This is a genomic window from Halopiger aswanensis, assembly GCF_003610195.1.
GTDB classification, from domain to species: Archaea; Halobacteriota; Halobacteria; order Halobacteriales; family Natrialbaceae; genus Halopiger; species Halopiger aswanensis.
The window spans coordinates 559833-578648 of record NZ_RAPO01000001.1 but is presented as its reverse complement, the minus strand read 5'-3'; the positions used below and the strand labels follow the sequence as shown (position 1 = coordinate 578648).

The 18816-nt window shown below is 67.3% G+C and carries 18 protein-coding genes; 6 read left to right on the top strand and 12 right to left on the bottom strand.

Translation table 11 applies throughout. From position 1 onward, the window contains the following. The first annotated feature begins 35 nt into the window (after positions 1 to 35). Positions 36 to 695: a phosphate signaling complex protein PhoU gene (phoU, locus tag ATJ93_RS02805; RefSeq protein WP_120243105.1), complete on the top strand. Its 660-nt coding sequence runs from the start codon at positions 36 to 38 to the stop codon at positions 693 to 695. A 1-nt stretch (position 696) separates the two neighbouring features. Beyond that, positions 697 to 1701: a phosphate signaling complex PhoU family protein gene (locus ATJ93_RS02800; RefSeq protein WP_120243104.1), complete on the top strand. Its 1005-nt coding sequence runs from the start codon at positions 697 to 699 to the stop codon at positions 1699 to 1701. 128 nt (positions 1702 to 1829) lie between these two features. On the opposite strand, the gene ATJ93_RS02795 is transcribed toward ATJ93_RS02800, so the two are convergent. Then, the gene (locus ATJ93_RS02795) at positions 1830 to 2813 is read right to left on the bottom strand and encodes a metallophosphoesterase family protein (protein WP_120243901.1); all 984 of its coding nucleotides are present in this window, start codon (positions 2811 to 2813) and stop codon (positions 1830 to 1832) included. 308 nt (positions 2814 to 3121) lie between these two features. Here ATJ93_RS02795 and ATJ93_RS02790 point away from each other — a divergent pair, with 308 nt between their 5' ends. Then, the gene (locus tag ATJ93_RS02790) at positions 3122 to 3418 is read left to right on the top strand and encodes a hypothetical protein (protein ID WP_120243103.1); all 297 of its coding nucleotides are present in this window, start codon (positions 3122 to 3124) and stop codon (positions 3416 to 3418) included. A gap of 77 nt (positions 3419 to 3495) precedes the next feature. Here ATJ93_RS02790 and ATJ93_RS02785 read toward each other — a convergent pair whose 3' ends face one another. Continuing rightward, positions 3496 to 4470: a DUF7260 family protein gene (locus ATJ93_RS02785; protein WP_211334016.1), complete on the bottom strand. Its 975-nt coding sequence runs from the start codon at positions 4468 to 4470 to the stop codon at positions 3496 to 3498. Between the two features lie 307 nt (positions 4471 to 4777). On the opposite strand from ATJ93_RS02785, the gene ATJ93_RS02780 reads away from it, so the two are divergent. Next, complete coding sequence (locus tag ATJ93_RS02780; RefSeq protein ID WP_120243900.1) at positions 4778 to 5011, top strand: DUF7511 domain-containing protein; 234 nt, start codon at positions 4778 to 4780, stop codon at positions 5009 to 5011. A gap of 172 nt (positions 5012 to 5183) precedes the next feature. Here ATJ93_RS02780 and lrpA1 read toward each other — a convergent pair whose 3' ends face one another. Further along, a complete protein-coding gene (gene lrpA1, locus ATJ93_RS02775; RefSeq protein ID WP_120243102.1) occupies positions 5184 to 5612 on the bottom strand; it encodes an HTH-type transcriptional regulator LrpA1 in 429 nt (142 codons plus the stop codon). Between the two features lie 164 nt (positions 5613 to 5776). Between lrpA1 and ATJ93_RS02770 the strand changes: the two genes are divergently transcribed. Next, positions 5777 to 6100, top strand: coding sequence for a hypothetical protein (locus ATJ93_RS02770; protein ID WP_120243101.1), 324 nt, complete (start codon positions 5777 to 5779; stop codon positions 6098 to 6100). A gap of 92 nt (positions 6101 to 6192) precedes the next feature. Here ATJ93_RS02770 and ATJ93_RS02765 read toward each other — a convergent pair whose 3' ends face one another. The 3 genes from ATJ93_RS02765 to ATJ93_RS02755 form a co-directional block, all read right to left on the bottom strand. Further along, positions 6193 to 7302 (bottom strand): double zinc ribbon domain-containing protein, encoded by a 1110-nt coding sequence (locus tag ATJ93_RS02765; RefSeq protein ID WP_120243100.1) that lies wholly within the window; start codon positions 7300 to 7302, stop codon positions 6193 to 6195. A gap of 169 nt (positions 7303 to 7471) precedes the next feature. Then, positions 7472 to 8407 carry a thiamine pyrophosphate-dependent enzyme gene (locus tag ATJ93_RS02760; RefSeq protein ID WP_013880327.1) on the bottom strand — a complete coding sequence of 312 codons (936 nt, stop codon included), beginning with the start codon at positions 8405 to 8407 and terminating at the stop codon, positions 7472 to 7474. 2 nt (positions 8408 to 8409) lie between these two features. Next, on the bottom strand, positions 8410 to 10311 hold the full coding sequence (locus tag ATJ93_RS02755) for a 2-oxoacid:acceptor oxidoreductase subunit alpha (protein ID WP_120243099.1): 1902 nt from the start codon (positions 10309 to 10311) through the stop codon (positions 8410 to 8412). A 274-nt stretch (positions 10312 to 10585) separates the two neighbouring features. Between ATJ93_RS02755 and ATJ93_RS02750 the strand changes: the two genes are divergently transcribed. After that, positions 10586 to 12526, top strand: a complete 1941-nt coding sequence (locus ATJ93_RS02750) for a 2-oxo acid dehydrogenase subunit E2 (protein WP_120243098.1) — start codon at positions 10586 to 10588, stop codon at positions 12524 to 12526. A gap of 24 nt (positions 12527 to 12550) precedes the next feature. Here the strand turns inward: ATJ93_RS02750 and ATJ93_RS02745 are convergent, their stop codons facing one another. The 6 genes from ATJ93_RS02745 to aroC form a co-directional block, all read right to left on the bottom strand. After that, positions 12551 to 13630, bottom strand: a complete 1080-nt coding sequence (locus ATJ93_RS02745; RefSeq protein ID WP_120243097.1) for an NAD(+)/NADH kinase — start codon at positions 13628 to 13630, stop codon at positions 12551 to 12553. A gap of 4 nt (positions 13631 to 13634) precedes the next feature. Next, the gene (locus tag ATJ93_RS02740; RefSeq protein ID WP_120243096.1) at positions 13635 to 14648 is read right to left on the bottom strand and encodes an alpha-ketoacid dehydrogenase subunit beta; all 1014 of its coding nucleotides are present in this window, start codon (positions 14646 to 14648) and stop codon (positions 13635 to 13637) included. Continuing rightward, the gene (locus ATJ93_RS02735; RefSeq protein WP_120243095.1) at positions 14645 to 15703 is read right to left on the bottom strand and encodes a thiamine pyrophosphate-dependent dehydrogenase E1 component subunit alpha; all 1059 of its coding nucleotides are present in this window, start codon (positions 15701 to 15703) and stop codon (positions 14645 to 14647) included. The genes ATJ93_RS02740 and ATJ93_RS02735 overlap by 4 nt, the downstream gene beginning before the upstream one ends. 123 nt (positions 15704 to 15826) lie before the next feature. Next, entirely contained in the window at positions 15827 to 16603 is a 777-nt protein-coding gene (locus ATJ93_RS02730; protein WP_120243094.1) for a PHP domain-containing protein, read from the bottom strand. Between the two features lie 96 nt (positions 16604 to 16699). Further along, the gene (locus tag ATJ93_RS02725; protein ID WP_147376615.1) at positions 16700 to 17227 is read right to left on the bottom strand and encodes a hypothetical protein; all 528 of its coding nucleotides are present in this window, start codon (positions 17225 to 17227) and stop codon (positions 16700 to 16702) included. Positions 17228 to 17323: 96 nt separating this feature from the next. After that, positions 17324 to 18475, bottom strand: coding sequence for a chorismate synthase (gene aroC / locus ATJ93_RS02720; protein ID WP_120243092.1), 1152 nt, complete (start codon positions 18473 to 18475; stop codon positions 17324 to 17326). Between the last annotated feature and the right edge of the window lie 341 nt (positions 18476 to 18816).

Genomic DNA, 18816 nt, shown 5'->3' with positions numbered 1-18816 from the left:
GAGTCTAGCGTCACCGCCACCTTCGACCCCCATCCATGTCACGAAACGAATACCAACGGCAACTCGAGCAACTTCGCACGGACGTCCGGTCGATGAGCGACCTCGTCTGCGACCGCCTCGAGGCGGCACTGACGGCCCTCGAGGACACGGACGAGACCCTCGCCGACCGCGTCATCGAGGGCGACCACGAGATCAACGAACTGTACCTCGATATCGAGGGCGACTGCATCGAACTGCTCGCCCTCCAGCAGCCGGTGGCCGGCGATCTGCGCTTTATCGCCGCGTCGTTCAAGATCATCACCGACCTCGAGCGAATCGCCGACCTCGCGGTGAATCTGGCCGAGTACGCCAAGCAGGCTGCGCGCGACCGCTACCCGCACATCGATATCACCGCCATCGGCGAGCGGACCCTCGAGATGGTGTCGGTAGCCATGGACGCCTACGCCGCGGACGACGCGTCGACGACGCGCGAGATCGCAGCGATGGACGACGAGATCGACGACCGCTGCGAGCACGCCAGCGAGATCGTCGTCCAGGACCTCCTCGAGACGGAAATCGCCGACGACGCGCTGTTCGACGACGTCTCGCGAATGCTGCTGACGATCCGCGACCTGGAACGGATCGGCGACCACGCCGTGAACATCGCGGCACGAGTACTGCATATGGTCGACAACGACGCCGAGTTGATCTACTGATATGGCCGAGAACCGATCGCCGCCGGACGGCTGGGATCCCGTCGAACGGACGGTACAGCTGGCGGGCAACTCGACGTTCGTCGTCTCGCTCCCCAAGGAGTGGGCGACCGACCAGGGGCTCGAGGCCGGCATGTCGATGTACCTCTACCCCCACGAGGACCGGCTGATCGCCGCCCCGAACAGCGTCGCCGACGGGAATCGATCCGTCACGATCGACGCGGCTGCGATCGACGACGAGACGGTACTGCGCCGAACCCGCGCCGCCTACTTGGCCGGCGTCGACCGCCTGTCGGTCGCCAACGTCGACGCCCTCGAGAACCGCACGCGCCGCGACCTCGAGCGGCTAATCGGCCGCCTCATCGGGATCGAGATCGCCGACGCGACGGCCGAGCGGCTGACCGCGACGAACCTGCTCGACGTCAGTGACGTCTCGCTTCCGCAGACGATCGCCCAGGCCCGACAACTCGCCCTCGAGATGCACGCGGACGCGATTACGGCCGTTATCGAGGGCGACGCGGACCTCGCCGAACAGGTGATCGATCGCGACGACGACGTCGACCGGCTGTTCGCGTTCGTCGCTCGCGGCTTCCACCGCGGCCTCGAGGACGTCCACGAGATCAATCGCCTCGGAACGGACCGGACCGCCGCGTTTCGCAACTACCGGATCGCCCGCCAACTCGAGCGGATCGCGGACCACGCCGAAGGGATCGCGACGGTCGCTACGCGCCAGTCCGGCCCGCCGGACGCGGCGTTCGGGGACCGGCTCGAGACGGTCGGCACCGACGCGCGAACCGTCGTCGAGCGTGCGCTGTCCGGCGAGACGGACCGTGCGCTCGAGACGAGTGCCGCCGTCTCCGAGACCGTCGCCGAACTCGATCGGCAACTGTACGATCGCGGCGATCCGAACGCGTACCTCTACGGACGGTTCCTCCAGCATATCCGCCGGACTGCGGCGATCGGCGTTAATATCGCCCACGCGACGACCGAATCGCAGATCGCCGACTGAGCGGAAGACGGTGCGAACAGGACTGCTTTTGCACGGCGAGTGGCTCGCCGCGCCGAAAACAGGGTGGCACGTCTGAAGTGGCGCGTTTCTGGCTGTGATCGGCGTCGCGGACTCGCCCTTCGCCGACGTCAGTCGGCCAGCGCGGCGTCGTCCAACTGCGTCGGCTCGTAGAGCAGCGGCAGGTCCGTCAGCGTGTTCTCGGTGATCCCGAGGACCGCCCGCCAGAACGGCGGTCCGTCTGCGGCCAGGTCGTACGCCTCCGCCCGGCCGGTCTCCGTCGCGTGCGAGACCAACCAAACGTTCGTCCCCGTCTCGTCGATCTCGAGAAGGCAGTACGCCTGCGGGAACGACGCGATCGCCGGCGCGATGAGCTGTCGCAGCCCGTTGCGTTTGACCAGCGACGGCAGGTGGTGGTGGCCGGTGACGACGAGCGAGACGCCGTGGCGCTCGAGGATCGATCGAGTGCGACTCCGCTCGCGCATCGTGAACGCGCGCCAGGGGTTCGTCCGACAGAGGGGGTCTGTCACGACCGGGAGCGGATTGTGGTGGCAGGTGACGATCGGCACCGACGCGTCCGCGAGTCGGTCGTCGAGCCACTCGAGTTGGGCCGAGGAGATGCGCCCGCGGTGGGTTTCGGCGTACGGGCCGTCCGGGCCGGCGGCGCTGTTGAGCACGAAGAGGTCGATCCCGCCGACCTCGCGGTGGAACGGGAACGACTCGCAGTCGTACCGGTTCGCGAACGCCGTCGCCGACGGACAGCGGTGGTCGTCGTCGCACTTCTGGAGGTCGTGGTTCCCCGGCGTCGCGAGGAACGGCCGCTCGAGTTCCTCGAGCAGGGCGTCGACGCGGTCGTAGTTCCAGGGTTCGCCGTCCTTCGTGAGGTCGCCGGGGAAGAGCACGAGGTCGACCGCGCGCTCGTTGACGTCGTCGATGACGGCCCGGAGCCGCTGTTCGGTCCGGTGGAAGACGCGGTAGGTCCCCTGCGACCGGGTCGCGATATGAGGGTCGCCGACGACTGCGAGCGCCGCTTCCTGCTCGGTCCGCGGTTCCTCGAGCCGGCCGAGGAGCACCCGGTCCCCGACGTCGGCGAGGCCGTACTCGTCGCCCGTCATCGTCCCGCGCCCCGATCGGTCGACGGTCGATCGGCAACGGAGGCAGAACCGCGCCGTCGTCGGTTCGGGCACCGAAACGCACTGGGGGATCGTCGATACATACCGCGGTTCACGACCGCGTTTAAAAATAAAATTTATATGAGGTGTACGTGGCGGGCCGTACTCGAGTACGGGCGTCGCGCCGACTACGAACCGGGACGGAGCGCCACGGAGTTCGATTGAGGGATACGTATCGGTACGAGCGGGACTTGGCGACTCGTAGCGCTCCTAGCAACTGACTTGTGGTGAGTCGTCGTGGCTCCACTCGAATGGCTCCCGACTCCATCTCCGCGCCGGTCCACAGTTCCGAGACGACCGCTGACCGAGAGGACGCACCCGACGAGGGCCCGCGTGACGCCCGGTCCGCCCCCGTCGCACAGCGCGAGTCGTTCGAGGGGACCCACGCCTGTCCGCTGTGTGGCTACACCGACGACACCAGAGACAGCGTGTTCACGCACCTCCAACTCAGCCACCGAAAACGAGCGATCAGCAGCGCCCTTCTCGAGGCGCACGCGAGCGCCGGCGCCGGTGCTGGTGCTGGTGCTGGTGCTCCCGGCCACGAGTAACGATTGCGACTGTATTCCCCGCTGACGCGACGGTAGCCCGCGCGTCTGCCGACTGCGTCCCCACCAGACTCGACCCGCTACGATTCTGCCCGACCGAACGGATGTGCCTTCGATTCGCGCTCGAGCAACTGCTCGAGCGACCGATCGACGGCAGCGGCCCCGCGTTCGATGCTCGTTCCGAGATCGGCGACCGCGGCCAGAATCGGATACGTGTGCTCGCAGTCACCGTAGAAGTAGTCCTCGAGCGTCCCCGCATTGCCGATCACGAACTCCTGACGCCGCCGTTGCAACACGGTCTGGCGCTCAGTTGCGAGGACGTCACATCGCTCGCGAAGGGTTTCCAGGCGATTCCGCGTCAGCCGGAGCGCGTTGAACTCCAGTTGCGCCAGCGGCTGCGCGAGCAGCGACTGTAACTCGTCGCGAATGTCGCACAGTTCCTGATCGGCAGCAGCGACGGCCTCGCGTTCGGTTTCGACGTGCTCGAGGAGTTGCGTCCGATTGGTGACGGCCTGTTCCGCCGCGGTCACGAGCGACTGCTGCAACTGCGGGTGTAGCTGCGTGTGCTGTTCGAGGGCCGCCGCCTGCTCCTCGCTGAACTCCTCGGCGATGCTCTCGAGCCAGGTGTCGTCGTACAGGTCGTCGTAGTGGGGGACGCTCATCACCGTCTCGACGTACGCCGCCCGGACCTGCGAGAGTCCCTCGGACGGGCGACCGTGCATCGCAGTGCTCGTCGTTCCGGTTCCGACGCCGCCGGCACCGGCGGTTCCGGTGCCGATTCCGGACCCGACCCCTGCACCGGCGACGGTCGCTTGCGGCGCTACCGGATCGAGGGCTGCCACGCGCCGCTGGAACCGCTCGAACGCGCGTTGTTCGACGGTCAGCTGTCGGTCTTCTCGCTCGAGGACCTCGCGCGCCGTCGTGAGCGGCTCGCGTACTTCGGGGACCGCCGGTGCCTCGAGCGTCCCGGGCGACTCGGTCGCTCCGCGACCACGGTCGCGATCGGAATCGGGATCGGGAGCGCGGTCGCAGTCGGTAGTCGGTGTCGGGGACACGGTATGCGGTGCTCGCGGGCTAACCACCGTAAAGCCATCTAGTAGGATTCGTGTCGTCTACGTTCGGGACCGTAGCCGACTATAGATTCACGAACGCGAACTGCGTCCGCCGGCCGTCGGGACTGGATCGACCGCGGCCCTCCCAAATCCGGCGACGAGAGGCGCGTGTAGGGCGCGTGTCGACTCACAGCCCGTACGGACGCGACGGCAGTGAGCAGTAGCTCTCAATACTACAATTAGCAGCGGCTTTGTAGGCTTCTGGTGTGGGTCGATGTACGGCGTCTTCGACGTCGACGTTTCGAAAGCCATGACGGACTCAACGAGCACATACGAATCCGACAGCGTCCGACAGCGACTGCAGACGGCGGCTCGGTACCCGCCTCGATCGCAGTCGATCGACCTCGAGTCCATCGTCGTCCGGTACGAGGACCGCACCGATCGGTGTACGATCACGCCCCGGGAGTGTCCCGATTCGGAACGGCTCACGACCTGGCTCTCGGCGGACATCGACGCGTTCGTCGAACTCGAGCAGCGACGCTAGTCGAATCCGACGCTCGTCGCGATAGAAAGCGGCCGTCCGAGCGGGCCCGATTGGATCGGCGCCGCGCAGTTGCCCGGCAGTGACGCGTCGCGATCGAGGAGCATCCGGGCGGTTGTACGTCGCTCCGAATTGCGAGGCGAACGCGAGCGGTCGACGTCGAAACCGCGATCGCTTACTTCAGTCGTTCCTGCAAAAACGACGGATGTGCGGCGGTGACGCCCTCGATCTCCATTAGGTCCTCGGAGATGATCTCGCCCAGCGAGTCGCCGTCTTCGGCGCGCACCTCGGCCATCAGCATGTGGTCGCCGCTGGAACTGTACAGCGCTTCGATCTGGTCTAGGTCCTTCAACGCCTTCGTCGCCTCGACGTAGCGTTCGCTCGAGACGTCGATCCCGACCATCGCGATGGTCTTGCTCGAGAGCTTCTTCGGATCGATGTCGGCGGAGTAGCCGACGATGACGCCCTCCTCTTCGAGTTGGTTGATGTACTTGCGGACCGTCGGCTTCGACACCCCCGCCCGATCGGCGATTTCGGCGTACGAGGCCTGTGCATCCTCTTCGAGGACCTCGAGGATGCGATCTTCCGTAGCCTGGGTACTCATGGTAGTCTCTTTTGCTCCGGCGGAAAAATATCTTTTGTATACGAAAACGTCGGCTCTCCGAACGGAAGTCGACTCGAGATCGGCGATAAAGGGCCTCGATACGACGGCTGGCCGCGTAATCGCCGGACTTATTCGCCCGCTGCTCGCAGGTCGGCACGTTCCGAATGGTCGATCCGAGTTACGTCAGTGGCGCCGTCTGGTTCGTCTGCGGGGTCGCGATCCTCTATCTCGGCTACCTGATCGGGGTCCGCGGCCGAGCCGAGTTGCACGCGGACTACGACGAGTCCAGCGGCGTCGATCCGGCCTACGTCTCGCGATGGGTCGGCGCAACGGCGCTGCTGATGGGGACGCTGGTCGTCCTGTACGCGATCCGTGAGGTCATCTACGGCTTTCAGCCCGTCGCGCTCGGTGGGCTCCTCGTTGCACTACTCGTGTTGAGCTACGTCACGAAACTGATCGCGCGCGGCGTCGGCTCTCGCGAGTCCTAGTGCAGAGCCCGAGCGCTTCTCGGTCCGCCGCGTCGCTCGAGACGACGGCCTCCAGCGTCGGTTTCCCGGCACGTGTTCGCTCGAGTCCGGTTTCACTCGCGATCATCGGTCATCATATCCGCAGCCGCATCTGTCGCCGTCTCCGTATTTGCGCCCGCATCCTCGTCGATCGCCGCGCCACCGGAATCGTCGCTCTCGAGGTCCGATGTGACGTCCGACCCGGATGTGAGGCGGGAATCGGAGCCGGGTCCGAAGAGATCCGTTCTGGCACACTCGCTGCAGTAATAATTGTGCTCCATCGCGTGGGTCCGGACGGGAAATCCCGCGACGACCGTCTCGTCCCGGCGACGGCGAACGAGACCGCCGTCGAACGGCTCGTTGCAGACGACGCAGCGTTCGGCGTCGGCTTCGCTGGCTTCGTCGGGCCCGACGACTCGGTGATCCACGGTTCGTTTCCGTCCGAAATCGGTGCTCCCGTGGCGGCGTTTGAACCGTCGTCTGAACGCCGGGGCAACGTAGAGGCCGACGGCGGCGAATGCGAGCCCGATCAGCCCGGGGACGATCGCACCGTTGAGAAGCGCCACGAGCGACAACACGGCGCCGACGAACAGGAACATCGCCGCCGTCACGTACGCCGACCCCGTCGATAGCCGCTCGGAGGCAGCCGCCGGCGAATCGCGTCCCCGACCCGGACCGTTCACGGGCGGCGCGTGCTGGTCGTCGATGGAGAGGTGGCGCTGCTCGGCACGCTCCGAGTAGTGATACCAGCCGTACAGGAGATTCCCGACGCCGCCCGTGGTAAGCAGTAGGACGACGTGGACGGGGATCGACCCGATATCGCGATCGACGAGGACGACACGGTCTCCGTAATCGTGCTGGAGCTCCCACCCCGCGTCGAGGTGCCGCTGAATGCGTCGCTCGAACGCTCGGCGTGCCCGTCGCTGCCGGCTCGAGTCCGAGTGTGGTCTCGACTGCCGGGATGAACGTGTCGCGTCACTTTCGACGCCGTTCCGCGGCGTCCCGCAGTTCGAGCAGAACTCGTCGTCGCGATCGAAGGCGTCCCCACACGACGAACAGTACGCCGGCTCCACCTTCCTCAGTTCCGCCCCGCAGTGGAGACAGAAGTTCGCGTCGACCGGCACAGTCGCTTCGCAGTCGGGACACGGGCGCCGACCCGATGCCGACGAGTTTCCAGGGGGCACGCCGAAACGTTCACTCCGCTATCATTTAGTAGTATCCGGTTCGCGGAGTGGTCTGACTCGAGCAGTGCCGGGGAGAGACGTGGTCGTCCGTGCCGGCTCGTGTAGTTACGGCGAGAAAAACGTCACGCAGCGGCCTCGAGTCTCGGAAGAGACCGGCGCCGTTGCGGCGTTACTTGTGGCGGTCGAGCAGGTCGTAGCTACGCTCCCACTCGGCGTCGTCGTCGAAGTACCGCTCGGCCAGCGGCTCGTCGGGCATCTCGCCGACGGCCTGCTTCTCCTGGGTGTAGGACGGGCGATCCTCGTCGACGTAGTAGCGACCGGTCAGGACGGTCCCCTCGTTGAGGACGTCCTCGGTCTCGCGCATCATCTCGGCGGCTTCCTGCCGGTCGTGGATGTCGTGCTCGTAGTCGTCCGACTCCTGGATGTCGATGTAGGGGACGTACTGTCGGGCGTCCTTGTTCCAGGTCGGACACTGGGTCAGGAAGTCGACGTGGGCGAAGCCGTCGTGCTCGATGGCTTCCTTGATGATCTCCTTGGCCTGGTTCGGGTTGACCGCGGCGGTGCGGGCGATGTAGCTCGCACCGGCGGTCAGCGACTGCGAGAGCGGCCGGATCGGCGTCTTCGCGCTGCCCGAGGGCTGGGTCTTGGACTTGTGGCCCTTCGGACTCGTCGGCGACGTCTGGCCCTTCGTCAGCCCGAAGATCTCGTTGTTGAACACGATATAGGTCATATCGTGGTTCTCGCGGGCCGTGTGGATGAAGTGGTTGCCACCGATCCCGTAGCCGTCACCGTCACCGCCGGCGGCGATGACCTCGAGGTCGGGGTTGGCCAGCTTCGCGGCGCGAGCCACGGGCAGCGAACGGCCGTGGATCGTGTGGAACCCGTAGGTGTCTAGGTAGCTGTTTAGCTTGCCCGAACAGCCGATCCCGGTGACGGTCAGGACCTCCTCGGGGGTCTTGCCGGCCTCGGGGAGGGCCTGCTTCAGCGACTTCAGCACGCCGAAGTCGCCACAGCCCGGACACCAGGTCGGCTGCGGTTCGACACCGGGGGTGAACTCGTCCCGGTCGATCTCTCGCTCCTCACCGATTGCGTTGAATGCACTCATTGTTAGTCACCTGCAGCAGGTTCGATTCGTACCTGTGCGGTCGGTTCGCGGTCCTCCTCGGCGATGTTGACCTCGTAGCCCTCGACGATCTCGGCGGGCTCGAAGGGGTTGCCGTTGTACTTGAGCAGGCTGGTGAGCTTCTCGCCGAAGCGACCGAGCTCCTTCTGGAGGAGCCCGCGGAACTGCGCGGTCGCGTTCATCTCGACGACCATCGCCTCGTCGACGCTCTCGAGGAATTCGGTTACTTCCTGCTCCGGGAACGGCATCATGTCGGAGACGCTCAGGCCCTTGACGGAGTAGCCGCTGTTGTTCAGGCGTTCGACGGCTTCCTCGACGGCACCCTGGGAGGAACCCCAGGTGATGATGCCGTACTCGGCGTCCTCGTCGCCGAAGTAGGTTTGGGTGGACTCGCGTTCCTCGTTGAGTTCCTCGCGGATCGCCTCGAGCTTCTCGAGGCGGCGGTCCATCTGGTAGACGCGGTTGTCCGGGTCCTCGCTGATGTGACCGACGGGGCTGTGTTCGTTACCCGTGGCGAGGTAACGGCCGCCCTTCTGGCCGGGCAGGGAGCGCGGCGCGACGCCGTCCTCGGCGTTCTCGTAGTCGAAGCGCTTGAACTTCCCGGAGTTGTCGTGTGCGGCCTCCTTCAGTTCTTCCTCGGTCAGCGTCGAACCCAGATCCGGCGAGGGTTCGCGGTCGAAGAACTCGACGTCGACGTTGGTGTTCTCGCCGGAGAGCTTCTGGTCGTAGATGAGCATGACCGGAATCTGGTAGTCCCACGCGATGTCGAACGCCAGCCGGGTCTGCTCGTAGGCTTCCTCGATGTTGCCCGGCGCGAAGACGACGCGCTGGGAGTCGCCCTGGCTCGTGTACAGGACGTGTTCCAGGTCGCCCTGCTCGGGCTTGGTCGGCATCCCGGTCGAGGGACCGGCGCGCATCGCTTCGACCAGCACCAGCGGCGTCTCGGTCATCTCGGCGAGACCGAGCGGTTCGCTCATCAGGGCGAACCCGCCGCCGGAGGAGCCGGACATGGCCTTGACGCCGGCGTGGCTCGCACCCACGGCGAGCGCCGCCGCGGCGATCTCGTCCTCGACCTGTTCGGAGATCCCGCCCATGTCGGGGAAGTTCTGGCTGAGGATGGTGAACACGTCCGTCCACGGCGTCATCGGGTAGCCGGCGATGAACCGACAGCCGGCGTCGATGGCACCGTAGGCGATCGCGTTCGATCCCGAGAGCAGCGCCTGCTCGCTCTCGTGTTCGCCCTCGGGGATGCGCAGGTCGTGCTCGAACTCGAGGTCCTGCCCCATCTCGTAGGCTTCGTGGAGGATCTCGAGGTTGGACTCGAGGATGTCGCCGCCCATGGCGTCCTCCATCAGGTCCTCGATGTGCTCGAGATCCATCTCGAGCAAGGCGGCGGTGATCCCGACGCCAGCCGTGTTCCGCATGACCTCGCGGCCGTGCTCCTTGGCGAGTCCGCGGAGGTCGATCGGGTAGACGTGCCAGCCGTTCTCCTCGGCACGCTCCTCGAGGTTGAGTTCCTCGACGTCCTCGTCGCTGATGAGGCCCTCGTCGTAGACGATGACGCCACCCTCGCGGAGGTCGTCCAGGTTCTCCGAGAGCGGCTTGAGCTCCTCGTTGCCGTAGAAGGCCTCTTCCTGCGGGTTCCGGGCGAACGAGTCACCCAGTGCGAGCAGGAAGTTGTAGCCGTCCCCTCGTGACTGTACCTCTCGGTCTGCGGCCCGGATTTCGACGTAGGTGTGGCCGCCACGGATCCGCGACGGATAGTGACGGTGCGTAAATACGTCGAGCCCCGAGCGCATCAGCGCCTTCGCGAAGTTCTGGCTCGTCGAGTCGATCCCGTCGCCGGAACCGCCTGCGATTCGCCAGATGAGTTCGTCGTCGCTCATAGGTAAATCAGTGGCCGGTGGGCCAACCGTACCCAGATTTTGCCGTACCGAACCTAAAGCCTTTGCTATAGATTACCAAGGATCTTTCGTGAAGGATTGACAGTAGTGTAAAATAACGCCATGATAAATAATTTTGATAGTGTTCAAACAGGTCTATGGGTCAACATGAGTTCGCTTCCCTACGATCGGAACCCATCGAACATACTCGCGTGCGGCGGTTACGAACGAGATCGGCGACGATAGCTTTTACACGCGGGTTGTGATACCCTGTCCCATGGGATACATCGTCAGGATGCCGAAGCTCGGGCTCGAGATGGAGTCGGGAGAGCTACTCGAGTGGCACGTCGACGAGGGAGCATCGGTCTCGGAGGGCGACCTCGTCGCCGAAGTCGAGTCCGAAAAGAGCATCGGCGAGGTCGACGCCCGCGAAGACGGCGTCCTCAGACGGACCTACCTCTCGGCGGGGGAGAGCGTTCCGCCGGGGACGCCCATCGGCATCGTCGCCCCGTCAGAGGCCGACATCGGCGACCTCGAGGCCGAGGCGAAAGCCGATCTCGAGGGTGACGCCGCCGAGGCCGACGCCGCCGAGGCCGACGCGGGAGGCGGCGCCGAGCCCGAAGCAACGGCGAACGGCGCCGGGGCTGGGGCGAGTACCGGACACGCTACCGGCGGACGCAGCGGTACCGAGGCGGGCAACGAAATCAAGGCGTCGCCGCGGGCACGCGAGCGCGCCGAGGAACTCGGCGTGGACCTCGCAACCGTCGACGGAACCGGGTATCAGGGGTCGATCACCGAAAACGACGTCGAGCGGGCCGCCGAGACGGCCGACGGCGAAACCGCCGGGGGAGCGACATCGGCCGCCGACGTCGACGCCTCGCCCCGCGCCCGTCGCCGGGCCGAGGAACTCGGCGTGGACCTCGCGACGGTCGAGGGAACGGGCTATCAGGGCGCCGTCACCGAGGCCGACGTCGAGGCCGCCGCTGCCGCGGCGGACGAAGCTGGTGGCGGCGCGTCGCGCACCCTCGCTGAAGAGCGTCCCTTCGACGGCATGCGCCGAACCATCGCCTCGCGGCTCGGCGAGAGCTACCGCGAGGCCGTCCACGTCACCGTCCACCGGGAGGCCGACGCCGAGGCGCTGCTGTCCGCCGCCGCGGCCGCCGACGATTCCCTCGAGACGGACGTCTCCGTGCAAGACGTGCTCCTCCGGGCCGTCTCGGCGACGCTCGAGGAACACCCGGCGTTCAACGCGACGTTCGAGGACGACGTCCACGAGCTGTGGGAGGAGCACAACGTCGGCATCGCCGTCGACGTCGAGCAGGGGCTCATCGCGCCGGTGCTGTCGGACGTCGGCTCGAAGTCGCTGGCCGAGATCGCCGACGACCGCCGGACGCTGGTCGAGCGCGCGACGGGCGGCGACTACACGATGGACGACCTGCGGGGCGGGACGTTCACGGTGACGAACCTCGGCGTCCTCGGCGTCGAGTCGTTCGATCCGATCATCAACCCGCCCCAGGTCGCGATCCTCGGCGTCGACGCGATCGAGGAGCAGCCGGTTCGCGCCGGCGGCAGCAGCGACGACGGCGACGCCCCCGACCTCGAGTGGCGCCGCTACCTCCCGTTCGACCTCTCGTTCGACCACCGCGTCGTCGACGGCGCCGACGCCGCGCGCTTCCTCGAGACGCTCGTCGAGCACGTCGAAGACCCGTGGCCGCTGCTGCCGGACGAGGTTCGGGACGCGGCCGACCGCGGGGCGGCGACCCGGACGGGAGCGGGGACCGCAAGCGATCCGACCGACGCTCCCGCCGACACGGAGATGCCCGGACGGACCGTCACGGCGACGAATCCCGACGAACTGCGGGGCCGCATCGAGGCGGGGTCGTTCGAGTGGAGCTACGACGAACCCGCCGCGGAAGGCGGCACCGAAACCGGACCGACGCCGGTCGACGTCTTCCTCGGCGGCCTGGCCTCGTGTCTCTCCCTGAGTACTCGGTTTCAGGCCGAAAAGCGCGACGTGTCGGTCGGCGAGATCTCGGTCACGACGGACGCGACCCCCGAGACCGGCTCGGTCGAGCGCATCGAGGCGACGATTCACATAGCGTCCGACGCGGACGACGACACCGTCGAGCGTATCGTCACCCTCGCCGAGCGGGGCTGTCACGTCTCGCAACTGCTCCGCGAGGACCTGGAACTGGACCTGTCCTGGGATCGGATCTGAGCCGACCGCTCGGACGCGGTCGACTCACTTCTTTTTCGCGGCGCTCGAGTCGACCCTGCCATCCCCGGCGAAGGCCCCGACTCGCGTTCCGGCCTCGAGCGCCGCGCGCACGTCGACGAGCCGTGGCCCCGCCGCCGCAGCCGTCGGGCGCAGGTCGACCGTCGCGTCCGTCACCTCGAGTTCGCGCTCGCCGTCCGCGCCGACGACGCCGTCGGAAACGTCGAACCGAACCGGTTCGCCGGGCTCGAGCCGCTCGACCGATTCGACGCCGACGGTCGTCGTGACGCCGGGCGCCAGCACCGCGCGGACGGTTCGGGGCGCAGTTTCGGGATCGGCGAGTCGGACGGCGACGCCGCCCGGCTCGTCCGGTGCGACGGGCTCGAGCGCGCCCGCGACGGCCGGCAGCCCGATGTCGCCGGGGTGGGCCCGCGAGACGACGCCGCCCCGGAGGTCGGCGGGATCGACGAGCGCGCGCGTGCCGACGAACGACTGGGCCGACACCTCCGCGGCGGCCAGTCCCGTCAGCCGGCGCTCGCCGATCGGCGTCTCGGCCCGCGCTTCGACGATGCCGTGGCGCGTCGTCACCTCGTCTCCCGGAATCGCGCCGGTCGCGACCAGCGCCGCCGCGGCGCCGGCGATCGTCCCGTCCACGGCCGACGGGACGACGTTGTTCGTTCCGGTCGACACCGCCACGAGCGGCACGTCCCCGAGTTCGGCGGCGGCGTCCCGCGTCGTCCCGTCGCCGCCGAGGACGACCGCCGCGTCGACCGCGTCGCGAAACCGGGCCGCCGCGCGGCGGGTGTCGGCCGCCGTCCCCTCGATCGGCATCTCGAGCGTTCGCGCCTCGAGGCCCTCCGCGTCCGCCGCGTCCTCGATCGCGCGGTCCGCGATCCCCGCGCGGTCGGGCATGACGCGCACCTCGAGGGTGCGGTCTCGGTCCCGGTCGTCGTCGTGCGCGACCGCGGTCAGCCCGTCGAGGACGCACGCGGCGACCCGCCGCTTCGCGTGGTTGTCCACGACGCTCGCGCCGCCGGTGAGGCGGCGGACGTCGCGGCCGGCGGCCGGGTTGACGATCAGGCCGACGCTCGGTACGGCCGACCCCATTCGATCACGCCACCCGCTCGATGGCCTCGCGGACGTCGTCGCCCGAGGGCAGGACTTCCTGCTCGAGGGGCGGGCTGAACGGGATGTGCGTGTCCGGCGTGCCGATCCGCTGGATCGGCGCGTCGAGGCTGAAGAACGCCTCCTCCTGGACGCGGGCGACGATTTCGGCGTGAGTGCCGTACGAGAGCGGGCTCTCGTCGGCGACGATGAGGCGGCCGGTCTTCCGGACGCTCTCGGCGATCGTCTCGACGTCGAGCGGGTACAGCGAGCGGGCGTCGATCACCTCGACGCTCACGTCGCCGGCCAGGCTCTCGGCGGTCTGGAGCGACTCGCCGACGAGCCGCTGGGTCGCGACGACGGTGACGTCCTCGCCCTCGCGCTCGACGGCGGCTTCGCCGATCGGCACGGTAAACTCGTCGTCGACCGGCACTTCGCCCTCCTGCTCGTAGATCATCTTGTTCTCGAAGACGAAGACCGGGTCGTTCGAGCGGATCGCGGCCTTCGTCAGCCCCTTGGCGCTCGCGGCGGTACCGGGGGCGACCGCCTTCAGCCCCGGGAAGTGCGCAATCCAGGAGTGGATCGTCCCCGAGTGCTGGCTGGCGGCGCCCATCCCGCCGCCCTCGGTCGTTCGGACGGTGACCGGCATCTCGGCTTTCCCGCCGAACATGTAGCGCATCTTCGCCATCTGGTTCATGATCTGTTCCATCGCGACGCCCGCGAAGTCCGAGAACATGAGTTCAACCACGGGGCGGGTCCCGGTCGCCGCCGCGCCCGTCGCGGCGCCCATGAAGCCCGCCTCGCTGATCGGCGTGTCGCGGACCCGTTCGTCGCCGAACTCCTCCCACAGGCCGCCGGTTACCTCGAGCACGCCGCCGAACCGGCCGACGTCCTCGCCCATGAGGTAGACGTCCTCGTCGCGCTCGAGCTCTTCGCGGAGGCCCTGGCGGATGGCCTCCCGGACGGTCATCGTCTCGGTCTCGAGATCGAGTTCGCGCTCGGGTTCCGCGTGTGCGGTCATGGCTGCTCACCTCCCTGGCGGTCGCGACCGCCGTCGGCTCTGGTCCTGGCTGCCTCCGCAAATCGTTCGATCTCCGGCGGCGTTTCGGCGAACATGTCTTCGTAAGCGTCCGCCGGCTGCGGCTGGTCGGCATTCTGGGCGTACTCGACGGCCTCCTCGATGGTTTCCTCGGCGTCGGCCCGCATCTCGTCGAACTCGTCGGCGGTCAGTTCGCCGCGCTCGATCAGCCGTTCCTTGAACGAGTCGATCGGATCTCGGTCCTTCCAGCGCTCGATCTCCTCGTCGTCGCGGTACGGCTCCTCGTCGCCCTCGTAGTGGCCGCGGTAGCGGTACGTCTTCGCCTCCACGATCGCCGGCCCCTCGCCGGCCCGCGCCCTCGAGCGCGCTTCGGCGACGGCTTCCGCGACCGCGGTGACGTCCATCCCGTCGACGGTCAGTCCGGGGATGTCGTAGGCCTGGGCCGTGTCGCTCAGATTGTCGACGTTGTGCTGGTTCTCGACCGGCGTCCCCTCGCCGTACTGGTTGTTCTCGACGACGAAGATCGCCGGCAGGTCCCACGTGGCGGCCAGGTTGATCGCCTCGTGGGTCTGGCCCTGCGCGACGGCGCCGTCGCCGAGGAAGCCGACCGCGACCTGATCGCGGTCGTCGTAGTCGATCGACAGCGCCGCGCCGGTCGCCAGCGGCGGCCCCGCGCCGACGATCCCGTTCGCGCCGAGCATCCCGGCGTCGACGTCCGCGATGTGCATCGAGCCGCCCTTGCCGTTGCAGTAGCCCTCGGCCTTGCCGTAGAGTTCGGCCATCATGTACTTCGGATCGAGCCCCTTCGAAATGCAGTGGCCGTGGCCCCGATGGGTGCTCGCGATGTAGTCGTCCGGATCCAGCGCCGCGCAGGTGCCGACGCCGACCGCCTCCTCGCCGATATAGAGGTGGACGAACCCCGGTATCTCGCCGTCTGCGAATCGATCCCCCGCCTCCTCGTCGAACGCCCGGATGGTCAGCATCCGGCGCAACGCCTCTCGTCGTCCCGTCTCGGTCTCGAGGTCGTACTCTGCCATGCGACAAGTTGGCGTACAACATCATCCGATAAATGTGCTAGCACCCATCATGTCGTGGTACCAGCCGAGTATCTCTCGCTCCGAACGGAACCGTCACGAAACCAAATGTGCCGGTGACCCCCGCTACTCAAGCGCGGGCGGCGTCGCCGGTTCGAGTCCCTCACGCGCGAAGAAGTTCTCGAGGAACTCGGCGCGGTCGCCGACCTCGTCAGGTGCGTGGGAGTCGGTGCCGATCGTGACGGCGACGTCGTGCTCGCGCAGGATCTCGAGGAACTCCTCGTCGGGGTGGACGATTTCTTCGTCGGTCAGCGCGCGGCCGGCGTTGATCTCCGGGATCGTCCGCGAGTCGGCGAGCGCGCGGGCGACGCGGCGGTAGTGGTCGGTCGTCGCCCGTCCGCGCAGCGGCCGCGTGCGCTCGATGAGATCGATGTGGGCGGCGACGTCGAACAGCTCTGACTCGATCAGTGAGACGAGCCGATCGAAGTACTCGTCGACGACGGCGTCGCACGCTTCGTCCGAGAGATCGGTGAAGTGCGACGAGACCTGGACGTTCTTTCCGTCGACCTCGTGGACGCTCCCGATCGCGTAGTCGAAGCCCGCTTCCGCGAGGAACACGTCGATCGCGTCCTCGTCGCGGGGATCGTAGTCCATCTCGACCGCGTCGTAGATCTCGATCGAACGCCGCTCGCGCAGCCCCTCGATCGCCTCCCGCCGTCGCTCGTAGGTCAGATCGAGATTGAACCCGTAGAGCCCGCGCATCCGCTCTACGTGGTCCCGCGGCGCGACGTTGCAGTGGTCCGCGAAGCCGACGCCCTCGAGGCCGGCGGCTTCGGCGGCGCGAACCATCCCGCCGAGGAAGTCCCCGTCGGAGTAGTTCGAGTGGATATGAAAATCCCGCATACCGAAGCAACGGCGGCGGACGGGTTAGTAGTTCGGCCCGCCGTCGCGGTCGCCGAGACCGGGATTGCGATCTCGAGTTCGAACCGGCGCCGGCGGCTACTCGGCGCGATCTTTCCGCCACTCGAACTCGTCGATATCGACGGACCACTCCCGGTCGTCCCCTTCGTGCACCTCCTGAACGTCGAACCGATCGTCGCGCAGTACGACGTCGGCCCGGTCGCCGAACTGGACGCGGTTGAAATCCGCTCGAGCGGTCCCCGTGTTCCGGCAGCCGTACTCGCCGTCGCGATCGAAGTCGTCTCCGCAGAGGCCGAGGACGTACCGGACGGTCTCGAACTCGGCCTCGAGCCGTTCGTGGTGGTCGTCCGAAACGGTAACTGCGGGGAGGGAATCGATAGCACCGGCGTACTCCGCGGCGACGCGGCCGGTTATTCTGTTTCCCTCTCGATGGCGCAGGTCGAGAATCTGGTCGCTGTAGGTAGTCCCACCGTAACGCCACCGAACGCTGATCGCTTTCAACTGCAGTAACTCGGCCGACTTCACGTCTCCTCTCGAGAGGCAACCCGCGATTCCGCTCGCGACGGCACTGCCCGTCGCGGCGAGAAGCGTCCGTCTGGAGGGCATTACTCAGAACGTGACTGCCGACCAATATATAGGTATTCGAACGAGTTGCCGTCGTTCGACGCCTCGAGCAGCCGTCGGAACTGTCCCGCGGTTTCGCTACTCGTTTCGCGGGTTACTCGGGTGGTAGTCCGTATCGTACTCGCCGGGCTGGTCGTCGACGCGGTCGGGGTTGATCCGGCCCGACAGCAGCATGAAGTCCACGAGCGTCAGGGCGAGCATCGCCTCGACGACCGGCACGCCGCGGGGCGGCAGCACCGGGTCGTGGCGGCCGATGACCTGCTCCTCCTTGAGTTCGCCGGTCTCCCAGTCGGCCGTCTGCTGGGGCTTGGGGATCGAGGTCGGCGCGTGCAGCGTCACCTCGCCGTAGATCGGCTCGCCGCTCGAGATGCCGCCCTGGATGCCGCCGTGGTCGTTCTCGACGGGCGTCGGGTTGCCCTCGTCGTCGAACTCCCAGTCGTCGTTGCGCTCCTTGCCGGTCCACTCGCGGGCCTCGCGGCCGAGGCCGAACTCGAAGGCCGTGGTAGCCGGAACGGCCATCATCGCCTGCCCGAGTCGCGCCGACAGCGAGTCGAACCGCGGCGCGCCGAGGCCGACGGGGACGCCACGGGCCTCGAAGTAGATCGAGCCGCCGATGGAGTCGCCCTCCTCCTGATACTCCTCGATTCGCTCCTGCATCTTCTCGGCGGTTTCGGGGTGAGCGCAGCGGACGTCGTTCTCCTCGCTGTGCTCTTTGATCTGCTCGAAGCTCACCTCGGGCGCCTCGATGTCGCCGATCTGGTTGACGTGAGCCTTGAGTTCGATCCCCTCGCGCTCGAGCAGTTTCTTCGCGATCGCGCCGGCCGCGACCCAGTTGACGGTCTCGCGGGCCGACGAGCGGCCGCCGCCGCCCCAGTTGCGCGTGCCGAACTTCGCCGAGTAGGTGAAGTCGCCGTGGCTCGGTCGGGGCGCGGTGATGAAGGGCTCGTACTTCTCCGAGCGGGCGTCCTTGTTCTGGATGACCAGCCCGATCGGCGTGCCCGTGGTGTAGCCGTCCTGGATCCCCGACTTGATCGAGACGTCGTCGGGTTCCCCCCGAGAGGTCGTGATCATCGACTGGCCCGGCTTCCGGCGATCGAGATCTGCCTGAATGTCCTCCTCGGAGAGCTCGAGGCCGGCGGGGCAGCCCGAGACGGTACAGCCCATCGCCTCCCCGTGGCTCTCGCCGAACGTGGTCACCTGAAAGAGGCGACCGAACGAGTTGCCGTTCATTACCCTTCCGTGGGAGGGCCTGGCATTTAGGTTTTGCAATCTCTCGGCCCGGGCGCAGTTCGCGCTCGAGGTTTCGTCCGACGGGATCAGCGACGCGCCGACCGTGACGGGTACTGCCGATCGATCAACCGCGGTCCTGGCGGACTGAACGGGCGAGTGGCGCTCGCCGAACCCCGGCGAAGCAAGCACTGGAGGCCGCGACTCCGGCCGAAGCGCGCAGCGAGCCGCGGGAGTCGAACGCCGCGAGGGCTTTCGGAACCGTGGTGGCTCCGCGGACGGCGTCGCCGTACACGACCGAGACAAGCGGCGGAATCGTTAACTCCCCTCGCTGCGGGCACCGC